21 protein-coding genes are annotated in these 21,434 nt (G+C 35.7%); 6 read left to right on the top strand and 15 right to left on the bottom strand.

Translation table 11 applies throughout. The annotated features are described in order from the left end of the window. Positions 1-189: 189 nt before the first annotated feature. The 3 genes from ABD692_RS19760 to ABD692_RS19750 form a co-directional block, all read right to left on the bottom strand. Positions 190-873, bottom strand: a complete 684-nt coding sequence (locus tag ABD692_RS19760) for a hypothetical protein (RefSeq protein WP_344769745.1) — start codon at positions 871-873, stop codon at positions 190-192. 29 nt (positions 874-902) lie between these two features. Then, positions 903-1,745 (bottom strand): isoaspartyl peptidase/L-asparaginase, encoded by an 843-nt coding sequence (locus ABD692_RS19755; RefSeq protein ID WP_344769743.1) that lies wholly within the window; start codon positions 1,743-1,745, stop codon positions 903-905. A gap of 122 nt (positions 1,746-1,867) precedes the next feature. After that, positions 1,868-2,743, bottom strand: coding sequence for a cyanophycinase (locus tag ABD692_RS19750; protein WP_344769741.1), 876 nt, complete (start codon positions 2,741-2,743; stop codon positions 1,868-1,870). A 293-nt stretch (positions 2,744-3,036) separates the two neighbouring features. Between ABD692_RS19750 and cphA the strand changes: the two genes are divergently transcribed. Further along, a complete protein-coding gene (cphA, locus tag ABD692_RS19745) occupies positions 3,037-5,652 on the top strand; it encodes a cyanophycin synthetase (RefSeq protein ID WP_344769738.1) in 2,616 nt (871 codons plus the stop codon). A gap of 80 nt (positions 5,653-5,732) precedes the next feature. On the opposite strand, the gene ABD692_RS19740 is transcribed toward cphA, so the two are convergent. Then, positions 5,733-6,185 (bottom strand): ferritin-like domain-containing protein, encoded by a 453-nt coding sequence (locus tag ABD692_RS19740; protein ID WP_344769736.1) that lies wholly within the window; start codon positions 6,183-6,185, stop codon positions 5,733-5,735. Between the two features lie 238 nt (positions 6,186-6,423). On the opposite strand from ABD692_RS19740, the gene ABD692_RS19735 reads away from it, so the two are divergent. Both ABD692_RS19735 and ABD692_RS19730 read left to right on the top strand, forming a co-directional pair. Next, complete coding sequence (locus tag ABD692_RS19735; RefSeq protein ID WP_344769734.1) at positions 6,424-7,140, top strand: hypothetical protein; 717 nt, start codon at positions 6,424-6,426, stop codon at positions 7,138-7,140. A gap of 68 nt (positions 7,141-7,208) precedes the next feature. Beyond that, positions 7,209-7,451 (top strand): hypothetical protein, encoded by a 243-nt coding sequence (locus tag ABD692_RS19730; protein ID WP_344769732.1) that lies wholly within the window; start codon positions 7,209-7,211, stop codon positions 7,449-7,451. 200 nt (positions 7,452-7,651) lie between these two features. On the opposite strand, the gene ABD692_RS19725 is transcribed toward ABD692_RS19730, so the two are convergent. The 7 genes from ABD692_RS19725 to ABD692_RS19695 form a co-directional block, all read right to left on the bottom strand. Beyond that, on the bottom strand, positions 7,652-8,422 hold the full coding sequence (locus tag ABD692_RS19725) for a ThuA domain-containing protein (RefSeq protein ID WP_344769730.1): 771 nt from the start codon (positions 8,420-8,422) through the stop codon (positions 7,652-7,654). A gap of 35 nt (positions 8,423-8,457) precedes the next feature. Further along, entirely contained in the window at positions 8,458-8,892 is a 435-nt protein-coding gene (locus tag ABD692_RS19720; RefSeq protein ID WP_344769728.1) for a low molecular weight protein-tyrosine-phosphatase, read from the bottom strand. A gap of 35 nt (positions 8,893-8,927) precedes the next feature. Continuing rightward, positions 8,928-9,353 (bottom strand): hypothetical protein, encoded by a 426-nt coding sequence (locus ABD692_RS19715; RefSeq protein WP_344769726.1) that lies wholly within the window; start codon positions 9,351-9,353, stop codon positions 8,928-8,930. A 99-nt stretch (positions 9,354-9,452) separates the two neighbouring features. Beyond that, entirely contained in the window at positions 9,453-10,256 is an 804-nt protein-coding gene (locus ABD692_RS19710; protein WP_344769724.1) for a S1/P1 nuclease, read from the bottom strand. A 2-nt stretch (positions 10,257-10,258) separates the two neighbouring features. After that, positions 10,259-10,810: a fumarate hydratase gene (locus tag ABD692_RS19705; protein WP_344769722.1), complete on the bottom strand. Its 552-nt coding sequence runs from the start codon at positions 10,808-10,810 to the stop codon at positions 10,259-10,261. Between the two features lie 296 nt (positions 10,811-11,106). Then, a complete protein-coding gene (gene fumC / locus ABD692_RS19700) occupies positions 11,107-12,504 on the bottom strand; it encodes a class II fumarate hydratase (protein ID WP_344769720.1) in 1,398 nt (465 codons plus the stop codon). Between the two features lie 274 nt (positions 12,505-12,778). Then, complete coding sequence (locus ABD692_RS19695) at positions 12,779-13,468, bottom strand: helix-turn-helix transcriptional regulator (RefSeq protein WP_344769718.1); 690 nt, start codon at positions 13,466-13,468, stop codon at positions 12,779-12,781. Between the two features lie 126 nt (positions 13,469-13,594). On the opposite strand from ABD692_RS19695, the gene ABD692_RS19690 reads away from it, so the two are divergent. After that, positions 13,595-16,066, top strand: a complete 2,472-nt coding sequence (locus tag ABD692_RS19690) for a hybrid sensor histidine kinase/response regulator (RefSeq protein ID WP_344769716.1) — start codon at positions 13,595-13,597, stop codon at positions 16,064-16,066. A 90-nt stretch (positions 16,067-16,156) separates the two neighbouring features. Here ABD692_RS19690 and ABD692_RS19685 read toward each other — a convergent pair whose 3' ends face one another. The 3 genes from ABD692_RS19685 to ABD692_RS19675 all read right to left on the bottom strand — a co-directional run bounded on the left by ABD692_RS19685 (position 16,157) and on the right by ABD692_RS19675 (position 18,270). Further along, entirely contained in the window at positions 16,157-17,488 is a 1,332-nt protein-coding gene (locus ABD692_RS19685; RefSeq protein WP_344769714.1) for a sigma-54-dependent transcriptional regulator, read from the bottom strand. A 67-nt stretch (positions 17,489-17,555) separates the two neighbouring features. Then, positions 17,556-17,870 carry a hypothetical protein gene (locus ABD692_RS19680; protein WP_265799702.1) on the bottom strand — a complete coding sequence of 105 codons (315 nt, stop codon included), beginning with the start codon at positions 17,868-17,870 and terminating at the stop codon, positions 17,556-17,558. A gap of 85 nt (positions 17,871-17,955) precedes the next feature. Further along, on the bottom strand, positions 17,956-18,270 hold the full coding sequence (locus ABD692_RS19675; RefSeq protein ID WP_344769711.1) for a hypothetical protein: 315 nt from the start codon (positions 18,268-18,270) through the stop codon (positions 17,956-17,958). 453 nt (positions 18,271-18,723) lie between these two features. Here ABD692_RS19675 and ABD692_RS19670 point away from each other — a divergent pair, with 453 nt between their 5' ends. Both ABD692_RS19670 and ABD692_RS19665 read left to right on the top strand, forming a co-directional pair. Beyond that, positions 18,724-19,236 carry a ComF family protein gene (locus ABD692_RS19670; protein ID WP_344769708.1) on the top strand — a complete coding sequence of 171 codons (513 nt, stop codon included), beginning with the start codon at positions 18,724-18,726 and terminating at the stop codon, positions 19,234-19,236. 18 nt (positions 19,237-19,254) lie between these two features. Beyond that, entirely contained in the window at positions 19,255-20,628 is a 1,374-nt protein-coding gene (locus ABD692_RS19665; protein ID WP_344769706.1) for a hypothetical protein, read from the top strand. Between the two features lie 113 nt (positions 20,629-20,741). On the opposite strand, the gene ABD692_RS19660 is transcribed toward ABD692_RS19665, so the two are convergent. Continuing rightward, entirely contained in the window at positions 20,742-21,428 is a 687-nt protein-coding gene (locus ABD692_RS19660) for an SGNH/GDSL hydrolase family protein (protein ID WP_344769704.1), read from the bottom strand. Between the last annotated feature and the right edge of the window lie 6 nt (positions 21,429-21,434).

Raw genomic sequence — 21,434 nt, 5'->3', positions numbered from 1 at the left:
AGCTTTTTATTTATCAATCTTCGAAAATAACGATATTGTAAGCTTTTTGTTTTAAAATGAAGACTTTAAGTAGGAATTTGGGAGTAAGATTACACTCTAATTATGACTATGTTAAATAGTGTTAAATTAATTTGCAATAGCGTAAATCAGTTAAACTTCAATGTGAATTATAATACATTGAAGGTTTTACTATTTCTTTGAAGAGAGTTTGCTTGCGATAACATCGCGTGCATCTTTTATTTGTGCTTTATACTGATTGCTTTTGATCGAGCTTGCTAAAAGTTCTGCTTGATTTAAATCTTTTGATGCGAGTATAAAATCTTTCTTCTTAATTTTTACCTGCACAAGGCCTAAAACAGATTCAATGTATGAAGTATTACTTTTTAGTTGCTTAGCTAGAATACCTTGTTGTGTGTAAAACCACATAGATTGTGTGTATTTGTTGTTGGCTAAATAAACTTTACCTAAAATATTATAGGTATTCATTTGCCCAACTCTACTACCCATTTTAGAGTAATTTTTTAAAACTACATTCAACAGTATCTGTTCTGCATCACTAAAACGACCTAACTGATAATGCATATTGCTCATTTTAATGAGCGCCTGGCAATAAAGATTAAAGTTTTTTACAGCATTAAATTCAAAAGCCGCTTTTCCAAATAGAGTTAAAGCCTCACTAAAATCACCTTTTTTCTCTAGGTCTTCTGCATCTTCAAAGTAGTTATTTCCTTCAGCCAAATCATACTTAGAAACCGCAATATTTATGGCGCTGCCACCTAATCCAGGCTCCTGGTTATCCGATTTATCTATATTTTGTGCGTAAAGTTGTAAAGAGGCAAAAAGGCTTAAAAAAGCCATAACCATTTTAGTCATGCAACAAAAATAATACTTTAATTCAATTTTTAGCTAAATACCTGTAAATTAACATCAAAAGCGGCCCAAACCATATATGGATGCGAATCACAATGGTAAACTTCGCCTTTTGCAGTGATTCCAACTACTCCAGCAAAGCCATCGAATGCTTTAAGTTCGTTAAACGATTTATCCGAAGCATCTTTCAAAGTAAAACCGTCAGTTACCCTGGTTACAATTTTTGCAGCTAAAGCGCCACTTACTATATCTTCGCCAACACCTGTACAAGAGATGCCAGCATATTGGTTGGCGTAGTTACCCGCTACCGTTGCAGAATCGCTAACGCGACAAGGAATTTCGAAGCCTTTTCCTCCAGTAGAGGTTGCAGCAGCAAGATTACCATCGTGATCTAAAGCGACACAGCCAACAGTTCCTTTATTATTTTGTTGATTTAATTTCGCTTCGTACTCTGATTGACGTTGAGGAGTAATTGGACTAAAATAATCAAATCCATTTTTACGGGCAAAATTCTGAGCGCCTTCACCACTCAAAACACGATCATCGTACGTTAATAGTTCTTTGGCAATTTCAATAGGATTTTTAACATTTTCCAGATTGATTACACCGCTAAATTGCTCTGTTTTACCATCCATTAAAGCGGCACTTAATCTCACTTTACCATCGCTTTGAATTTGAGAACCAATACCAGCATTAAACAGTTCGTTATCTTCTAACAAAGCAACCGTATAAACAACCGTTTCGAGGGCAGTATGGGTTTTTAAATATTCGTGACCAAGCGTAACAATATGTGCTAATGCATCTTGTTTGGCTTTTTTTGTTTCCTGGTTGGTGGATGATTCACTAAAAAAGCCACCGTGTATAATTAATTTCATTTTGTTAGGATCGAGGCGTAAATAATAAGCATCAAAATATAGTGGTTAAGTATTGCGATTTCAACATCAAGAATAGAAACATAATGCGTTTTTCGCCTTACTATCAATTTTATACTTAAGCCTTACCCAGCTGGAATAACTTTTGGATGGTGAATAACTAAACTGTGATCAGTTAAATCATAAACATCGCCATCGCACATTACATGTACCACCATATTTTTTATCGATACAGGCTGCCCCATTTCAACATCAGTTAAGTTTGTATCAGCCATCTGGCGGCCATCAACCAAAATAACCATTCCAGAGCCAATCGCCTCCATTATGTGTCCATCTGAGATAAATAAACCTGTGTCTTCGCCTAAACCAATACCTAATATACCTGGGTTGCTTGCTGCTGCGTATAATAAACGGCCAATTCTTCCGCGTTGAACAAAGTGTGTATCAACAATGACATCGTCAATAAACCCTAATCCACCAGTAATTTTAACTTCGCCCTTAAGTAAAGCATCTTTACTGCTGCCCTGATAAATCATATTTTTAGAACTTGCTGCTGCGCCAGCCGAAGTTCCTGCAATTACTACAGATTCATTTTTATATTTTTCTAAAAGGATTTGATGGATTTTCGTGCCACCAAAAATTGAAGATAAGCGTAGCTGATCTCCGCCCGTAAAAATAATTACGTCGGCAGCTTTAATACGCTCACAATTTTCTTCCGAATTTGAATCTTCGCGATTTGCAATGTTTAATACACCAACATTATGAACATCTAATTGTGCATAGGCTTTAATATACTCTTCACCTACTTTTTCAGGCATTAAAGACGCTGTAGTGATAATTTCAAAACGTGATTCAATATCTTTTATCGATTCGGTTGTAATTCTTTTTAAAATCCCACGTTCAAAGAAATTCATGTTTTCGGGCAATCCAAATTGCGTTTCTGCAAAGCTGCCTGTGTTTATTGCACCACCAATAATGATGAGTTTACCTTTCGGAACCATTTGTTGTGTATTATTATTGTATCAAAAAACTCAAATATATCAGCTTATGATAAAAAACACGACTTTTTTTGTCAATAATATTCACTTTATTAACAAACGTTAAAATAATTCTGTCAAAATTCGCTACTCTTCATACTGAAAATAAAACAATTATATCAAATATTTGATTTAGGTATTTGCAGTATCTACTTTCAAAATAAATGCATAATTTACAATCATCAATTTCATTATCAAAATTTGAACTAAAAAGGCAATCCCAATTCCTTGTTTAACAAAAAACGACAAAGCATTACATGAAGATATCAAACATACAAGTACTAAGAGGGCCGAATATTTGGTCAATAAGTCGCAAAAAATTAATTCAAATGCGACTAGATTTGGAGGAATTAGAGCAGAGACCAACGAACACAATTGAGGGATTTAGTGAGCGAATTGAGAAATTGCTTCCCAGTATGTTTAGCCATCGTTGTTCGAAGGGTGTTGAAGGAGGATTTTTTACTCGCGTAAAAGAAGGAACCTGGATGGGGCACGTAATAGAGCATATTGCGTTAGAAATTCAAACTATTGCTGGAATGGAAACTGGTTTTGGCCGTACCCGCCAAACTAAAACTGAAGGAATATATAACGTCGTTTTTAGTTATCTGGAAGAAAAGGTAGGTGTTTATGCGGCAGAAGCAGCTGTAAAAATTGCACAGGCTTTAATTGATAATGTAGAGTACGATTTAGAACACGATATCCGCAGGATGAAAGAAATCCGCGAACTCGAAGCCCTTGGCCCAAGTACAGGTTCAATTGTGCAGGAAGCAGTTAGCAGAAATATTCCATGGATTAGGCTTAATAAAAGTTCGTTAGTGCAGTTGGGTTATGGCAAAAACCAGGTTCGTTTTAGAGCTACCATGACGGAAAAAACAAGCAGTATTGCTGTTGATATTGCAAGTAATAAAGAAGAAACCAAACGCTTATTAACGGAGGCAGCAATTCCTGTGGCATCGGGTGTTACCATTTCCAATCCAGATGAACTGGAAGCTTCGGTAAATAAAGTTGGGTTTCCATTAGTTTTTAAGCCTTTGGATGGCAATCACGGTAAAGGTGCAACCATTAATGTTAAAACTATGGAGGCTGCAAAAGCTGCTTTTGAATATGCAAAGACTTATTCTCGAAGGGTTATTATCGAGAAGTTTATTACTGGCTTTGATTTTCGAATATTAGTAATCGACCATAAAGTTGTTGCAGCAGCGCAACGCGATCCTGCCCATGTAAGAGGAAATGGAATTCACAGCATTCAGGAATTAATTGATAAAGAAAATGAAGATCCGCGTCGTGGTTATGGGCATGAAAATGTACTTACCGAAATCTCGGTTGATAGAGACACGTTAGATTTACTAGCCAAAAAAGAATATACATTAGAAACGATTCCTGAAAAGGGCGAAATCGTTTACCTAAAATCTACCGCAAACTTAAGTACAGGTGGAACATCAATTGATGTAACCGATATTGTTCACCCCCAAAATATTTTTATTTGCGAAAGGATTTCCAGAGTAATTGGATTGGATATTTGCGGAATTGATATCATGGCCCAAAACCTTACTCAACCACTTACCGAAAATGGTGGTGTTGTTTTGGAGGTTAACGCTGCACCTGGTTTCAGAATGCATTTGGCACCAAGCGAAGGCTTACCTCGAAATGTTGCAGCGTCGGTTGTAGATATGCTTTATCCGCAAGGCAGATTATCACAAATTCCAATTATTGCGGTAACGGGAACAAATGGCAAAACTACAACAACCCGCTTAATTGCACATATTATCCGCAGCAACGGTAAGCGTGTTGGTTTTACCACCAGCGATGGCGTTTACGTTCATAACACCATGTTGATGAAAGGCGATACAACTGGTCCGGTAAGCGCAGAATTTATTTTAAAAGATCCAACAGTAGAGTTTGCTGTTTTGGAGACAGCAAGAGGAGGCATTTTAAGGGCAGGTTTAGGCTTTAACGCTTGCGATATTGGCGTGGTGACCAACATTCAGGAAGACCATTTAGGTATTTCTGATATTCATAATCTTGATGACTTAACCAGAGTAAAAGCTGTAGTTATTGGAGCTGTGCGCCGTAAAGGTTGGGCTGTATTGAACGCCGACAATGGTTATTGCGTTAAAATTGCACGAGATGCCCGTTGTAATGTTGCCTACTTCAGTATGGATGAAAATAATCCTGTAATTAAGGAACATTGCCGAAAAGGTGGTATTGCAGCTATTTATGAAAATGGTTTTATCACAATTAAAACTGGCGATTGGAAATTAAGAGTTGATAAAGCAACGCATATTCCACTAACTTTTGGTGGCTCCGTAAACTTTATGATTCAGAATGTTTTAGCTGCAACTTTGGCTACCTATTTATGGGGTTACAAACCAGAAGATATCCGCTTATCGCTCGAAACTTTTATTCCGTCGGCAGCGCATACGCCAGGAAGGATGAATATTTTCAGGTTTAAAGAATTTAAAGTATTAGTCGATTTTGCTCATAATCCTGATGGCTTTAATGGAATTAAAGCTTATTTACAAAGTGTTGAAGCAACTGAACACGTTGGTATTATTTCGGCAACTGGCGATAGACGAGATGAAGACATTATGGAAACGGCTCGAATTTCGGCACAAATGTTTGATAAAATCTATATTTGCCAGGAGAAATATTTACGCGGTCGCCAACAACAAGAACTGGTAGATTTATTGGTAAAAGGAATTAAAGAAGTAGACCCGAACAAAGAGATTATCATTAACAATAAAAGTACTGAATGCTTGCAGATTGCAATTGAAACTGCTAAGAAAGGCTCTTATTTAACTATTTTAAGTAACACGATTGATAATACGATCCAAAGAGTTACGGAACATTTAGATCGAGAACTAGAGGCATAAATTCTTGCAAAAAAGTAATCAAATAAAAACCCGCTTATTGAAATTCAGTAAGCGGGTTTTCTATTTAAAAAGCTAATTCACTATTGTGAATCGCGTAATCTTTTGATTTCATCATGTGAAGTTCTTAATGATGCTTTTTGATCGGAGATCAATTCCCTGATATTAGAAGGCAATTCCTCTTCTTCTAGTGCCAATTTATATGCATTTTGAGCTGCATCTTCTCCAAATTCGCAATTATTTAAAACAGTCTGGCGATCGTGACCCGTGAATAAAGCCTTAACATCCATCCAACCTCTGTAAATTTTACCAGAAGTAGTGGTTCCAGTATCAATGTCTTCACCAGAAGCTGCGATTTCTGTAGCCAAAGCCATTTTATATTTCTGACTTTCTTCAATCATATTTAAAAATAAAGATTTTAAATCCGCATCGCCATCTGTTAATTCCTGACGAGCTTTTTCATAACCTTTTATACGGTCGTTGTTAATTTGAACTAAATCGTTTAAAACCTCTGCGGCTGCTGTTGTAGTTTTCATGTTTTTATTTTTTATAGTTTCGATGTACTAATTCAACACAAGCAATCAAAAAAAGGTTTGTCATCTTTTTTAAATACTCACAACAATTGGCTATACTACGCTTAAATCGATAATCAAAATAGGCCTTAATTAGACCGCAGACAAACAAAATCTATAAATGTTAGGATTGCGTTAAGCTACAGTCGCATATTTTTTACTTAAAATCCGAACTCAAAAGGCTAATAAATTTGTTTTATAAATGCAGATTGCAAATATTCAAAAACCATCAAATCCTTACATTATGAACGCTTTTACTCAAAATCCTCCCGATGGTGGTACCATGTACACCGAAACAAATCTTCATCAACTATTCCCTGAGCCTTTAAATGCCATAACCAGTTGTTTCTTTTTGGCCATAGCAGTTTATTTTACCTTTAAAATCGGGGGTAGTTTTAAGCAGCACACCTTCATGAGTCTTGTTTTGGTACTACTTTATATCGGTGGAATTGGCGGAACAACTTACCATGGGTTTAGGCGATGGCCAATATTTATTATGATGGATTGGTTGCCAATTATGCTGCTCTGCCTATCGGCTGGAGTCTATTTTTTGGCAAGAATAACGAAATGGTATTTTGCTTTTTTTATTGTTTTTATCTACGCGATGTTTCAATTTTTCTTAAGAAAAGAATTTACAGGAGGCAACTTTCAAATATTCATTAATATAAATTATGCATTTATGGCTGCATTGGTTTTATTTCCTGTTTTTGGCTATTTGGTTAAAACCAACTGGAAAAACGGGAAGTGGGTGGGTTTTGCACTAATTGCATTTGTATTCGCTCTAACCTTCCGTATTGCCGATAAGTGGGAAATATTGCCAATGGGAACACATTTCTTATGGCATACTTTTGGCGCAGTGGCATCTTTTTGTATGCTTAATTTCATATACCTGGTTAACGCCAAAGAAATTAAATCTTAATAAAATCTTCATTCTTAAAAGGTGTAAATCTACTATATTCGTAAAAATAATTTACAAAATGAAAAATTTTGATTTTATCCGCACTTATATTGGGCTTAAATTTTGCTTCGAACGCACAAGGAATTTTAAGTAAAGTAGGTTCAGCTGCTGCATCGGCAATAGGCTTTGATGCTACAAGTCTTACCTCTGGTATTTTAGGTAAGTTAACACCTGCCTTGAGTTTAACCCCAGCGCAAAAACCTACGGTAACTACCATAGTGAAAGATTTCTTAGTTCAAAAAGCAACCATTATCGCGACCAAAAAAAACTGATCCTGCTGCATACCAAAGTAAATTTGGAAAATTGGCTTCAGGATTAAAATCGAAATTGGGAGCAGCTTTAACTGTGGCTCAACTTGCAAAATTTACTGCGCTAAAACCTGCTACCGATACACCCTCGAACGTGCTATCTCAGTTGTTCTACTAGTTGAATTTTTATTTGTGGGAGATCAAGAAACCTCCCACAAATAAAATTAAAGCAACTTAGAATGTGCCTTTGAATAATCCAGATTCTTTTGATTACCTATGGCATATTCAATTCCACCGTATAAATGATTTAAAAAGCGATCTTCTTTCCAGCTTTCCTCGGTGTGCCCCATTGAAGTATAAAAAGCTCTTCCACCATCAAAATTGTGGTACCAGCTAAATGGGTGGAATTTACCATTTTTACCTCCTTTGTAAGAAGATTCATCTAATGTAATTAGTACCTTGATATCTGGATTGATACTTTTAAAGTTATATAACTCATCCCTGTGCATCCAAACAGAATCGGTCATAAACTTTGTTGAAGGATGTTTTTTATCTATAATAACAAAGCGTGCATCTTGCTGCGCTGGATGATCTAAAAAATAAGCTCCAGCCAATTTACCATACCAAGGCCAATCGTATTCTGTATCGGTTGCAGCATGAATACCCACGTAACCACCTCCAGCTTGTATGTAACGTTCAAAAACTGCTTGCTGTGCATCATCTAAAACATCACCTGTGGTACTCAGAAAAATAACGGTTGCATATTTCTTCAGGTTTGCTTCTGTAAATAAAGCTGCATTTTCAGTGGTGTCCACCGTAAAATTATGTTCAGCACCTAATTTCTGAATAGCTATTTTTCCAGCTTCAATAGAAGCATGTCGAAAACCTTTAGTTTTTGAGAACACTAAAACCCTGGGTGTTTTTTTAGCTGAAATATAACTTTGCAGGAAAGTAACGGCAAGTAGTAACAGGCAAAAAGAAAGAATCTTTTTCATAATTATGGTTGGTTAGAGATTTGAATCAACCTAAATTAAGAAAGTTGTTTGATAATTTCTTTACATCTTTCTTCAACTTGTTGGCAAACAGGGCTAAACAGACTGTTATCCCAATATGGGTCTGTAACTTCATCGTTATCCAAAAAAAGCTTCACCTTTTTCCGCTCTAAATCATTTTTTGCAAGATTTTGAACATCCCTCAAATTATTTCTGTCCATCACCAGAATTAAATCATATTCGGCGAACATTTTATGCCTAAACTGTTGCGCACGCTGATTACTGATGTTGTAGCCAAAAGATTTAGCTGCCGAAATACTTCTATGATCAGGTGCGTTTCCAATATGCCAGTTCCCTGTACCTGCTGATGCGATTTTCCAATTTAGATTTTGTTCATCAGATAAATGGCGCATAATGCCTTCGGCAAGTGGCGAACGGCAAATATTGCCAAGACAAACCATTAAAATTTTCAAAATTATAGGCGCTTAAAATAATAAATAAAGTTTTTTTACTTCTCTTTATAGATGTAAACAAAAGTATAAACAATTCCAGCTTGGGGAGCGGTAGTTACGGTTTGTACAAGTTTACCTTCTTTTAATATTAATGGTGAATTTGGCGATGATGATAAAAATATTTTGTCGCCATCTCTTCTCCAGGTTGTAACGCTTCTGTTAATTACGAAAAGATCGCATAATGCGCCATTCGACCCCGCTGTGAAAGTACCATCTTTTGCAAACGAAATAGTCATTGTGGCGTCGCAGCTACTCGGTCCCATTAATTCAAGATAGTTTGAGCTTGTTTTAGTGCCAATCGTCATTGCTGGTGTAACGGTAGTCGATTCTATTTTCCAGTTTGTGCTGGTAAGCGTTTTGTCTACATCTTTTTTACACGATAGTGCAGTACAGATTACGAGCATTAATAATAGCTTTTTCATTTGATTAGATTTGATAAGTTAAACGTAGTAAATTATTAATACGCTACAAAGGGCAAAAGAAAAATCCCCCAGAATTTGGAGGATTTTTTTTTAGAGAAACTATCCGTAAACATCATTCAGCATCTTTGCTAAACGAACACCACCCTTTAAAAGCTGTTGATTAAGTGTATCAACCCACTCAAAGTTATAGCGGTAACTTAATTTCGAATCAGGTTTTGTTTTATCGTATATTTTAGCACAAACGGTGTAAGATTCGTAAATGCAATCTTTTAAACTGGTATTTTTCCAATTATATAATTGTACTGCTGATGGGTGATTGATTGCCTTCGTATATTCTGTATAACTTAATTGCTGATACTCGATTAACTGCTCATCCCAAACACGGTGTAAATTAGATTTTTCATTAAACCATAGTACAGAAACCCTGTTGCCACCTAAATCTTCTTTGTGAGCAACATGCATAGGCTGACATAAATCGCCTGCCATGTGTACTAACATGCGTAAGGCTAATTGTTTTTCGGATGCAGTGCTGCTTTTTTTCTTTAAAACCGCCGTTAAATCGATTATTTTATTGTAAAGGTTTGGCGCCTTCTCTGTTTCTAAAATACTAAAAACAGCTTGTTTATCCAATCCTCCAGGAAGGTTTACAAAGTGCCAGTTATACATATAGTTATAAGTAGAATCCGATTTAATGAAATCGCCCCAGTTTGCACACATGGCTAAACTTTCGGAACCTAAAATAGCTTGTATCGCTTTGCGAGCTTTCGGTGTCAGGTAACTATCGGCAACTTCGCCAACCACACGATGACCGATCATGCCCCAGGCTTTAACTTGAGTTGGCATGTAAGCCAATAATGCTACCGCTAATGCAATAGCTAATTTCTTTTTAATTGATGATATCATTTTTATAACTTTTTTTGTACGCAGGTTATTTTTTCTTTAAACGAAAGTTTAATCTCTCGTTGATCACTCAAACTTTCGAGTAAAATGGAATCGGCAGTACGTTTTTTAATGAGAAAATTTTGGTCGTAACGGCCTATGCGATAACAGCCCGATATTTTTTGTTTATAGTTGGCGTAGGTAAAAGTTGCCCCAACAAATAAGGTATCGCCTTTTACAGCATAGACGCCTTTTGCATATTCTTTCCAAACGCCATTGTTATAGCACGAATCTTCGTAGAAATTAATTTTACTATGCGTTACAAAATCTATATAAACTGAATCGCAGCTAAATTTAAAGTGATGTTGGGTATAGTTTTTTAATTTATCGCTAAAAGCAACTGAATCTTCGTTCCAAATGCCTTGCATAAATGCTTCGCCTTTACCCTGAATATTAGGACGAGGAGAGCAGGCAAGCTGCAAAACAGAAAAGGCAAAAAGAATGATGTACAAAGGCTTTAACCTTGAGGAAAGATGGATGATTTTCAAACCACGATGTTTGTTTTTTGACTTTTGCATTTTTAGCAGGGCAACTATTTTAAATTCGAGCACTGTTTTGAGTTAAATAAACCCGATTGTAGCGGAAAGCTTTTTGTTGTAGCAACCGTTAATATATTATAATGCTGAGGTATGAAACAGATGCTTCGTTCCTCAGCATTTCAGAAATTCAAAAACTTGAAGCAAAAAGCGGACTATCGAATCCGAAAAACTACAGTCTTTGCTTTACCCAAAATTTTCATTCAAAGTCGAAAGTAAAAACATTTATCCTTCGACTATGCTCTTAGGATTACCATGTTTTTACTTTCTTAATGGCGTTATTTCAAGCTACCAACCATATCTTCCGGACGAACCCACTCATCGAATTGTTCGTTGGTCAATAAGCCCAACTCTACAGCCGCTGCCTTTAAAGTTTTGTTTTCTTTGTGTGCTTTCTTTGCAATTTTAGCTGCATTTTCATAACCAACATGAGGGTTTAAAGCAGTAACCAACATTAACGAATTTTGTAAGTGTTTCTCAATTTCGGGCAAGTTAGCAGTAATGCCTTCTGCACATTTATCGGTGAAAGAAACGCAGGCATCGCCAATTAAACGAGCCGATTGTAACACGTTTGCCGCGATTAATGGTTTGAAAACGTTCAACTCGAAATGGCCAGACATACCACCAACCGAAACTGCAACATCGTTACCTATAACCTGAGCACAAACCATGGTTAACGCTTCTGGTTGCGTAGGATTAACTTTTCCTGGCATAATTGAAGAACCTGGTTCGTTATCGGGAATTACGATTTCGCCAATACCACAACGCGGGCCAGAACTTAACATACGTACATCATTAGCAACTTTCATTAAAGCAACAGCAGTACGTTTTAAAGCACCAGAAAGCTCAACCATTGCATCGTGAGCGGCTAATGCTTCGAATTTATTTGGAGCAGTTACGAAAGGTAAACCTGTTAAATCGGCAATTTTTTTAGCTACTAAAACATCGTAACCCTTTGGTGTATTTAAACCTGTACCAACAGCGGTACCGCCCAAAGCCAATTCGGCAACCATTACCAAAGCATTTTTAATAGCCCTGATGCTGTTATCGATTTGTTGTACATAACCCGAAAATTCTTGACCTAAAGTTAAAGGCGTAGCATCCATAAAATGGGTACGGCCAGTTTTAACTATCGAACTAAATTCTTCGACCTTTTTAGCTAAGGCATTTCTTAAATGTGTTAAACCTGGAATGGTATTTTCTACCGTTAATTTATAGGCTGCAATATGCATTGCAGTTGGATAAGTATCGTTTGATGATTGCGATTTGTTTACATCATCGTTCGGGTGAAGCACTTTTTTATCATCGGCCAATGCGCCACCATTGATTACGTGAGCACGGTTTGCAATTACCTCATTTCCGTTCATGTTACTTTGCGTACCAGAACCTGTTTGCCAAATTACCAATGGAAATTGATCATCTAACTTACCCGCAATAATTTCATCGCACGCTTTTGCAATTAATTCTGCTTTATCTGCAGCAAGTACACCAAGCTCGGTATTAGCCAAAGCTGCCGCCTTTTTCAAATAGCCAAAAGCATGAATAATTTCTTTAGGCATCGAACCTTCTGGACCGATTTTGAAGTTATTGCGTGAGCGTTCGGTTTGTGCACCCCAGTATTTGTCGGCAGGCACTTGAACCTCGCCCATGGTATCGTGTTCTATTCTGAAACTCATTATATTTTGATTTTTGTTGTGGCAAATTTAAGTTTTTAGATTTTTAAAGCGTTGGATTTATGTAAGATATTTAATGCAAAGCGAAATATAATTAGAAAAGGCGCAGCTGTGGTTTTTGCTGAGCATTTAGCTAGTTTGGTTTATAACCGAAATTACCATTTTGTACCACCTAAACCTTACTTAGCAGAAAACCGAATTTCAATTTTTCATCACGAGCGGATTTGGAACGAGGGCTAGACCGCTTACAATCTATTGTGATTGCTTTTCAAATAAATTAGAAATTTACAGGCAGCATACTCATATAATCGCTCAGTGGCATATGCTCAGTTTTTAAGAAGGATTTTTCCAGGTTTTTAAGACAAATAATCCGTGTTAGGTTGAAATCGCGATATTGGTTTCTGAAATGACACCAGGCAATTAAATGCCAGCTAAAAGCATAAAAGATTAAGCCTATTGGTTCTACTTGGCGTTTGCTTATTTCTTCCTTTGCATTTTTATAATCTAATTCGATCATTTGCTTATCGGAAATAGCATTTTGTATTAATGACAGGTATTCGTAATTGAAAGATAATCGTTCTGGAACTTGCAATTTGATGTGCTGGTTCATGGTTTCCAGTTTTTCTTTCTGACTGGTTTTTAAAACAGCCTTTACCTTTGTTAACGCTGATGAATAATGTGAGCGAATGGAATTATCGGCAAAACCATTAACCAAGCTTTCTACTAATAAAAGGGCGTTTGCTTCAGCCATATTAAAAGAAACTGGTGGCAGAAAATAACCCTGAACCAAAAAATACCCCTTGTTTTGCTCGAAGCTTACAGGAATGCCTTGTTCGCCTAAAGCTTTAATATCACGATATACTGTGCGAACGCTCATATCGAATCGCTCGGCAATTTTTTCTGCGCTTATATATTTCCGCGATTGCAGTAAAGTTAAAATTCCAAAAAGGCGGTCGATGCGATTCATAGTTTAGGCTGGAATAAAATTAAGTAATTATTTCAAACCTTTTAGGTTAGGTAATTGTATTAATTAGTTCAATATGTCTTTTTGGCGAAAACTTACGTTAAATAGTACGACAGAATCTAAATATTAATGGCGGCCGTTATTCAGAAACGTTTTTTCAGGGCAATAAAAAGTAAAGTGATTATTGGTTTTTTATTCGCCTGTTTTGCCTTGCTTTTGGCTTGGGGAATAAGCAAGTTTGCTTTTACCAGAATGCTGAATACGGTTGAAGAAATTTCTGCCCCAAATGATCGATTAAGAATTGTAAACGATTTATCGCATAAAATTGCGAGGTTAGATCAGCTGCAACGCGATGAAGCTTTTAATAAGCAAAACAATAACAGTTTCCTTAAAGAATCGCGAAAATTAAGATCGAGTTTAGATACTTTAAGTAAGTTATATAATGGCGATTCGCTGCAACTGGTACGAATAAAATCCATCAAAAATCTACTCGTAGAAAGAGATAAACAATTTATTTCTTATTTAAAAGTTCGTGAAACGCTGGTTAATACTAAATCTTTCTCTGACGAGGTTCAGAAATTAAATGAACTGGTTACCACTCGAACCAGACAAACAGATAGCGCAGTTTTAACAACTGAAACCACAACCTCTACCACTACCGTTGCACCCGAAGAAGAAGAAAAATCGAGAGGCTTTTTGAGCAAGTTATTTGGCAAAAAGAAAGCCGATGTTTACAAAATTATTAATGAAGAGTTTAAGGTAAAACGCGATACTTTAAACGCCAAGGCCGAAGACAGCATTATGAAAAGCATGACTGGCTCTTTAAAAACCATTGAAAAAGAACAGCGGCAAAAAAGTGAGAAATTTTTAAAACGTGAAGCTGATTTATCGAATGCCAGTAATACTTTAACCAATCAAATGCTGCAAATTTTGAGAGAGGTTGAAGCGCAAGCGGTAACACAAGTAGATTTAAATGGCATACAAGCGAAGCAGGTGGTTAACGATGGTATCACCCAAATTACAACAATAATTATTGCATTCTTTTTGATTACTGTTATTTTACTTTATCTCATTTTAACCGATATTACCAAGAGCAATAAATATAGAAAAGAACTGGAGGCTGCTAAAGACGAAGCCGAATATCATGGCAAAGCCAAACAGCGTTTTCTTTCGAATATGAGCCACGAAATTCGTACGCCTTTACAATCAATACTGGGTTACGCCGAACTGATCACACAACAAGAAAATCCTAAGAAAAAAGACATCGATGCAATTTATCAGTCTTCCATCCATTTGTTACAGATTGTAAACGAGGTTTTAGATTATAACCGAATTATTTCGGGAGAGTTTAGCTTTAATAACCAGGTATTTGATATTAGAAAAATTTTGGATGAAGTTACCTCTGTAATGCGCCCTCTTGCCGAACAGAAATCGCTTAAATTAATTACCGACTTAGATTTAGACCATGTTGAATTTGTTAAAGGCGATGCCTTTAGATTGAAACAAATCTTGTTTAACATTTTAGGCAATGCTGTGAAATTTACGCTAAAAGGCCAGATTAATTTAGCTGTATCATGCAAGAAACAACAAGATAGCTTACATTTTCAATTTACAATAAAAGATACTGGAATAGGTTTTGAAGAAAAGGATATTCCGAAAATATTTAATGAATTCGAACAAATTGAATCGCCTGAAAAATATGTAATTAATCAAACTGGAACAGGTTTAGGCTTACCTATTGTTAAGTCACTAATCGAAGCACAGGGTGGCCGCATTCATGTAAAAAGCAAGCCAGGTTTAGGTACAACCTTTAATATTTATTTAACTTATAAAGAAACTGAAGAACGCACAAATGACCTGCTAGACTTGGATCATTATACAATTGTAAATCCAGGTACGGTTTGGATAATTGATGATGATAAATTAATCTTGGATTTATGTGGTTTAATTTTCGAGAAGAATAAAATCCCTTATAAAAGTTTTAGTTTGGTGGCCGACATTTTAAACGAAACACCGCTTGACGATTTGAAATATGTACTTGTTGATATGCGCCTACCTGAAATGACGGGCTTGGAGCTTTGCCACATCTTAAAGAGAAAACTTCCAAAAAACATTAAGTTTTACGCCATTACAGCTCAGGTTTTACCTGAAGAACGTAAAATGGTTTTAAGCGAGGGCTTTGATGGTTTAATTATGAAACCTTTTCAGACGGTAGATTTATTATCAATTTTTGATAAAACAGAAATTATTACCGAACAACCTGAATTCGATTTTTCATCAATTGAGAAAATGACTTTCGGCGACCAGCAAATGCTGGAGAAAATTCTCAACCGTTTTAAACAAGATTGCATTGATGATGCTGCTGAATTAAAAATTTATCTCGATGAAAATAACCAGGATAAAACGAGATTACTTGTTCATCGACTTGCTGGCAGAACCGCACAAATGGGCTCTAAAACTTTAGCACACGCATTTAGAATACTTGAAATAGAAGTAGCTGAACAAGGAATTACAAATCAGCATAAAGAAGAAATTTTGCTGCAGTTGAAGAAGTTGAATGCCTTGATAAAAGTTATGGAAGAAATGGATTATATGGTTTAAATAACCGCAAATAAAGCTAACCTTAATGCAAAGATTCGCGAAGAACAATAAACCCTCCTTGCATTTTTTCTTGTACGGTGAAGTTAAGAATTACTCAATCCCATATCGTTCCATCTTCGCGTAAAGTGTTTTTCGGTCGATATTAAGCATTTTTGCTGCCTTTGATTTATTATATTTTGCCTTGATTAGTGTTTCTGCAATCAAAGTTTTTTCGTTCTGTTCATTTACAGCTTTCAAATCTGATGAACTGCCTGGCAAAGTTTGCTGATTAACCGCAATGGTCATTTCATCAGGCAATGCATTAACCTGCGCAATATCGCCTGGACTTAATAAAACCATTCGTTTAATTACATTACTTAATTCCCGTAAATTACCTGGCCAGTCGTAATTAAGCAATAACGATTTTGCATCAGCTGAAATACTTTTAACATTTCTATCTAAATCCCGATTAGATAGCTGTATAAAATGATTGATAAATAATTCCAAATCAGAACCTCGATCCCGCAAGGCAGGTAACTGAATTTTAAATTCATTTAATCGATGATATAAATCCTCTCTAAATTCGCCCTGTTGAATACTGTTATTTAAATCGTCGTTTGTGGCCGTAATAATCCGCACATCAACAGCGACTTGTTTCGTACTACCTAAAGGTTGAATTACCCTCTCCTGTAAAGCCCGCAGCAACTTTATCTGAACCTCATAACTTAGGTTCCCAACTTCATCTAAAAAGATAGTTCCGCCGTTTGCGGCTTCAAACTGACCTTTTTTATCGCTTAAAGCACCAGTAAATGCACCTTTTACATGCCCAAATAATTCGCTTGCAGCCAAATCTTTCGATAAAGCACCACAATCGATGGCTACGAAGGGTTTACCAGCACGTTTACTTTGCTGATGAAGGGTTCTGGCGGCAAATTCTTTTCCCGTTCCACTTTCACCTTGAATAATTACCGACATATCTGTCGGAGCAACTAATGCAATATGTTCATATAATCTGTCGGCAATTGCGCTTTTGCCTCTAATTAAATCAGAATCAACTTTTTCAACTATAATGTCTTTCGAATCCTTTTTAGTTAAAGAATTTTTGATAACCATTAAAAGTTCATCTGGATTTACTGGTTTTGTTATGTAATCGAAAGCACCAAGTTGTATAGATTTTACTGCTGTACGAACATCGTTAAAGCTTGTCATGATAATAATCGGGATAGAAAGTCCCAAATCTCTGACATGGGTTAAAACTTCGAAACCGATTCCGTCGGGCAAACGATAATCAATTAAAAGCAAATCGAATTCCTGATTTTCGATTAATTTAAAAGATTGCTTAATATGAGTTACGAGCGTAACCTCATGTTTGTTTTTAGTTAAAAAACCTTCAAGTAATTGAGCAAATGTTGTATCGTCTTCTAGAATCAGGATTCTCGCCATACAACAAAAATAAGAAAAGCCAGTTAAAAACTGGCCTTTCTATTAAGGTAGATGAAATTTTTGAGGGTTATTGAACTGGTTTACCGTCTTTATCAATTTTCACAGAACCTGTTTCTGCTTCTTTTTTAACATTGATTAGGTAATATTCTTTTGCTCCTTCTTTAACCGACCAAGCTTCGGTTGCGGTCCAGCCTTTATAAGCATCAGATTTTAATGCTGTTGTAACTGGCTCAGGTAATTCTTCCAATTTAACTGGAGTTTTTACTGCACTATCTTGAACTGCAACAATTGCAGCATTTTTAATTGTATTTACTTCGCTCGCTTGTACTGCTGAGAATCCTGCAAATGCTAAGAACGCAGCTGATAAAATTAATTTTTTCATGGTTATAGTTTTTATTTGATGCGTAGCACGGAGGCTACGCTTATGTTAATTATGCCTTAAAGGCTTATTATATATTTGAAATTGATTATTGAACTGGTTTACCGTCTTTGTCAATTTTCACAGAACCTGTTTCTGCTTCTTTTTTAACGTTAATTAAATAGTACTCTTTTGCACCTTCTTTAACCGACCAAGCTTCTGTTGCGGTCCAGCCTTTATAAGCATCAGATTTTAATGCTGTTGTTACTGGCTCAGGTAATTCTTCCAATTTAACTGGAGTTTTTACTGCACTATCTTGAACTGCAACAATTGCAGTAGTTTTTAAATCTTTTACTTCACTTGCTTGTACTGCTGAGAACCCTGCGAACGCTAAAAATGTAGCTGATAAAATGAACTTTTTCATAGTATGATTTTTAAAATTTAATATGTGTAACAATACTTGCTAATGTTTCATAATAATGCCAAAGCAGGTCAAACAAATCAACTATTTGATTTTCAGTAATTTAATGGTGTGCCAGAAAAATCAAATTGTGGAGTTTCTCCACACATTGAGGGTAATGACTACAAGTTTTACAGTCATTTTTAAATCTACCCGAAGAAACACTATATTTAAATAGGCAATATTTCAAATTGCGGCTTATTTATAATTATATGGGAATCGCTAAATCAAATAAAATATGGTTGCAGCAATGGAGCTCTGATTTAATCGGATTGCTATTTCCAAATCTTTGCAATGCCTGTGGAACGCCACTTTTTAGTGCCGAACATTTAATTTGCACGAAATGCTTATAATTTACCCTTTACAGATGATCATCATCATGCCGAAAATAGAGTAGCTAAACAACTTTGGGGGCGATTGCCCATAAACGCAGTAATGGCTATGTTATATTTCAGGAAAGGAGCCAAAGTTCAAAACCTGATTCATAATCTTAAATATAATGGAAAAACTGAGGTTGGTATTTTACTTGGCAATTTACTTGGAGAAAGATTAAAGAATGCACCAATTTATCAAGATATTGATTTAATAATCCCAGTCCCATTGCACCAAAAGAAACTTAAACTACGAGGCTACAACCAAAGTACTTTTATAGCAGAAGGCGTATCAGCTAAAATGGAAGTTTCGTTTTCTGAAAATATTTTAGTCCGAGCGATTTCTACAGAAAGCCAAACCAGGAAAAGCAGATATAACCGTTACGAAAATATGAAAGCAGTTTTCAAGATAAACAAACCAGAAAATATTAAGGAAAAACATATTCTATTGGTTGATGATGTAATTACAACTGGCGCAACATTGGAAGCATGTGCAAATACGCTTTTAGAAAACGGGGCAGCAAAAGTTAGTATTGCCGCACTCGCTTTCGCTGAATAATTTTCTCATATTTGGATTATGCGTTCAATAATTGGAGTTTTTTTATTGTTAATCTTAATTTCGGCCTGCCGAAAGGATGAACGCATTACAACCGATCCCAATGCTAAGTTAAGTTTCTCGAGCAATGCCATTTTATTCGATACCGTTTTTACATCAATCGGCTCTACAGTTAGAAAAATCAAAATATCAAACAAAAACAACGATGCGTTAAATATTTCAGAGATCAAACTCTCAGGTGGTAACTCTTCTCCTTTCAGTATAAACATTAACGGACAAAATCTACCTTCCCAAACCAATCTAATTTTAAATGGTCAGGATTCTTTAAACCTATTTGTTAAGGTTACGATAAATCCAGATTCGAAAAGCTTATCTTTTCTGGTAAAAGATTCTATAGTTTTAATTACAAACGGAAACAGACAAGTTATCCAACTTGAAGCTTACGGACAAAATGCTGTGTTTATAAATAATCAAAGTATTACTACAAATACCATCTGGAACAAAAACTTACCTTATATTATAAATGGTTCAGTAACAATAAAAAATGGTTCGACATTAAACATACAGCCTGGGGCCAAAATTTACTTTCACAAAGATGCGATTATGAATGTTGAAGGTTCGTTATACGCTTCGGGAACAGTTTCAGAGCCGATAGAGTTCTGTAGCGACAGATTAGAAACCGTTTACAGCGATCAGCCTGGCCAGTGGAAAGGAATTTATCTCAAGTCGAGCGGAACTGGAGTAATTAAAAATGCAATTCTTAAAAATGCCTCAGTTGGCATTACATCCGATTCTTTATCGGCAAATAATACGCCCAAGTTAATTTTAACCAATAGCATAGTTAAAAATATGCAGGTTGCGGCTTACATTGGTTACCATTCAGAATTATTAGCTTTTAATAATCTAATGCATAATTGCGGCAATTATTTAATATACGCCATCGGCGGAGGAAACTATAACTTGAAGCAAAATACCTTTGCAGGTTTTAACCTAAATTTCCCAAGAAAAACCGCAGCTTTAACTTTCTCTGATTACCTAACAACTAAGGCTTTTAACAATTTACAGTTAAATTTAACCAATAATATTATTTGGGGTAGCTTAACTAATGAGTTAGATATTCAAAAGAAAAGCACGGCAATCGTTCAATCAAACCTTTTCAGCAATTTAATTAAGACTACAAATACAGGCTATAACAACAATGGCAATATGATTAATATCGATCCCTTGTTTGCTTCTTCCAGTCAAGGTAATTTTGCATTACTGAATAATAGTCCAGCTTTAAAAAAAGGACTTGATTTATCCGCAGATGTTTATTTTAATCTTTACCTGAATCATGATTTAAATAACATAACAAGAATTTTTCCCTCATCTTTAGGTTGTTACGAAAATTATTAATTTTTTTCACTTTTGATAAAACAAATTATATTTCATAGCGTTTATATATTCGAGAGCGTTAATTTAGATGGTAAGGGTCGATATTTCTTCAAAAGAATATCGGCCCTTTACTTTTAAAAAGACTTTAAGTTTAGCTCTTCAATCTTTAAAGCTATAGCTTCAGCAATTTTTTGCATGCCCGCATCTCCAGGATGATCTGCTACCTCCTGGTTAGTTACCGAGTGGATAAGCCCATCCTCCCCTTTGATTAAATCTCCGATAAAAGATATATTTTCGTTTCTCGCTAAATGCGATAATGGCACAAACATTAATCCATTCTGATTGGCAAAATCTTCCAAAATGGCAGTTACATGAGTATTTAACCAAAATGTTCCTGTAATCATAATTTTAGAAGCAGGACTACTGGTTTTTATTTTATTTAGTAAAGCCTCTAACGATGGATACAAATTCTTAGGATCTCTGATGTTTTCTCCCAGCCTAATCAACACCAAATCTGGGTTATTAAGCAAATGTTTATCTAAAATCGATAAATCGAACGTTAGCGGACTATTCTCCCATCCTGAAATGTTAACTGGTTGTATCGACGCCCTTGTTAATTTCTCTAGAACATGAACATAATCTTTGTCTTTAGACGTAGCTGCCATGCCCCAATTGCCATACCAGCCAATTGAGGCATCGGGAACATGTATGGTTATGCTATTGCCAAGAATTAATATGTTTTTAAAACTTCGGGGTAATTTTATCTCTTTCTTGCAGGAAATAAATAGTATTATAAAAAATAGAATATAGAATTTCTTCATCCGCAA

It is taken from the genome of Pedobacter ginsengiterrae (assembly GCF_039537385.1).
Lineage (GTDB): Bacteria > Bacteroidota > Bacteroidia > Sphingobacteriales > Sphingobacteriaceae > Pedobacter > Pedobacter ginsengiterrae.
Note: the sequence above shows the minus strand (reverse complement) of the source record. Positions and strands in the feature narration are given on the sequence as shown.